Source organism: Lysinibacillus sphaericus (assembly GCF_015844675.1).
Lineage (GTDB): Bacteria > Bacillota > Bacilli > Bacillales_A > Planococcaceae > Lysinibacillus > Lysinibacillus sphaericus_E.
The window spans coordinates 1-1,950 of the sequence record NZ_LDGC01000067.1; the positions used below are offsets into that span (position 1 = coordinate 1).

Genomic DNA, 1,950 nt, shown 5'->3' on the forward strand with positions numbered 1-1,950 from the left:
TCGGCTGTCGCTATAAGATGGGCCCGCGGCGCATTAGCTAGTTGGTGAGGTAACGGCTCACCAAGGCGACGATGCGTAGCCGACCTGAGAGGGTGATCGGCCACACTGGGACTGAGACACGGCCCAGACTCCTACGGGAGGCAGCAGTAGGGAATCTTCCACAATGGGCGAAAGCCTGATGGAGCAACGCCGCGTGAGTGAAGAAGGTTTTCGGATCGTAAAACTCTGTTGTAAGGGAAGAACAAGTACAGTAGTAACTGGCTGTACCTTGACGGTACCTTATTAGAAAGCCACGGCTAACTACGTGCCAGCAGCCGCGGTAATACGTAGGTGGCAAGCGTTGTCCGGAATTATTGGGCGTAAAGCGCGCGCAGGCGGTCCTTTAAGTCTGATGTGAAAGCCCACGGCTCAACCGTGGAGGGTCATTGGAAACTGGGGGACTTGAGTGCAGAAGAGGAAAGTGGAATTCCAAGTGTAGCGGTGAAATGCGTAGAGATTTGGAGGAACACCAGTGGCGAAGGCGACTTTCTGGTCTGTAACTGACGCTGAGGCGCGAAAGCGTGGGGAGCAAACAGGATTAGATACCCTGGTAGTCCACGCCGTAAACGATGAGTGCTAAGTGTTAGGGGGTTTCCGCCCCTTAGTGCTGCAGCTAACGCATTAAGCACTCCGCCTGGGGAGTACGGTCGCAAGACTGAAACTCAAAGGAATTGACGGGGGCCCGCACAAGCGGTGGAGCATGTGGTTTAATTCGAAGCAACGCGAAGAACCTTACCAGGTCTTGACATCCCGTTGACCACTGTAGAGATATGGTTTTCCCTTCGGGGACAACGGTGACAGGTGGTGCATGGTTGTCGTCAGCTCGTGTCGTGAGATGTTGGGTTAAGTCCCGCAACGAGCGCAACCCTTGATCTTAGTTGCCATCATTTAGTTGGGCACTCTAAGGTGACTGCCGGTGACAAACCGGAGGAAGGTGGGGATGACGTCAAATCATCATGCCCCTTATGACCTGGGCTACACACGTGCTACAATGGACGATACAAACGGTTGCCAACTCGCGAGAGGGAGCTAATCCGATAAAGTCGTTCTCAGTTCGGATTGTAGGCTGCAACTCGCCTACATGAAGCCGGAATCGCTAGTAATCGCGGATCAGCATGCCGCGGTGAATACGTTCCCGGGCCTTGTACACACCGCCCGTCACACCACGAGAGTTTGTAACACCCGAAGTCGGTGGGGTAACCTTTTGGAGCCAGCCGCCGAAGGTGGGATAGATGATTGGGGTGAAGTCGTAACAAGGTAGCCGTATCGGAAGGTGCGGCTGGATCACCTCCTTTCTAAGGATATTTTCGGAATACAAACCTAGGGTTTGTAAGATTACGTTTTGCGTTCAGTTTTGAAGGTTCATTCTTCTGAATGAATTACTTCAAAACTTGTTCTTTGAAAACTGGATAAAACGACATTGAAATTGTAACAAACACATTTATTTTTTAAGTTTTTTATAGGCTTAATAACGAATAAGGTTTAAAGACACGAGTAGTTCTAGGAAGCAATCGAGAGAAGGAAGGAGCGTACTTCTGTACGTGACTGACTGAACGAGTGAAGCTGACGACGAAATGCGATGTGTATTGAAAGCTGTAGGTTAAGTTATTAAGGGCGCACGGCGAATGCCTTGGCACTAGGAGCCGAAGAAGGACGGCACTAACACCGATATGCTTCGGGGAGCTGTAAGTGAGCTTTGATCCGGAGATTTCCGAATGGGGGAACCCACTACGTTTAATCGCGTAGTATCTTGACGTGAATACATAGCGTCTTGAAGGCAGACCCAGGGAACTGAAACATCTAAGTACCTGGAGGAAGAGAAAGAAAAATCGATTCCCTGAGTAGCGGCGAGCGAAACGGGAAGAGCCCAAACCAAGAGGCTTGCCTCTTGGGGTTGTAGGACACTCTATA

2 rRNA genes are annotated in these 1,950 nt (G+C 50.7%); both read left to right on the top strand.

The annotated features are described in order from the left end of the window. Positions 1-1,334, top strand: a 16S ribosomal RNA gene (locus ABE34_RS16220); the annotation flags it as partial. Between the two features lie 303 nt (positions 1,335-1,637). Next, positions 1,638-1,950, top strand: a 23S ribosomal RNA gene (locus ABE34_RS16225); the annotation flags it as partial.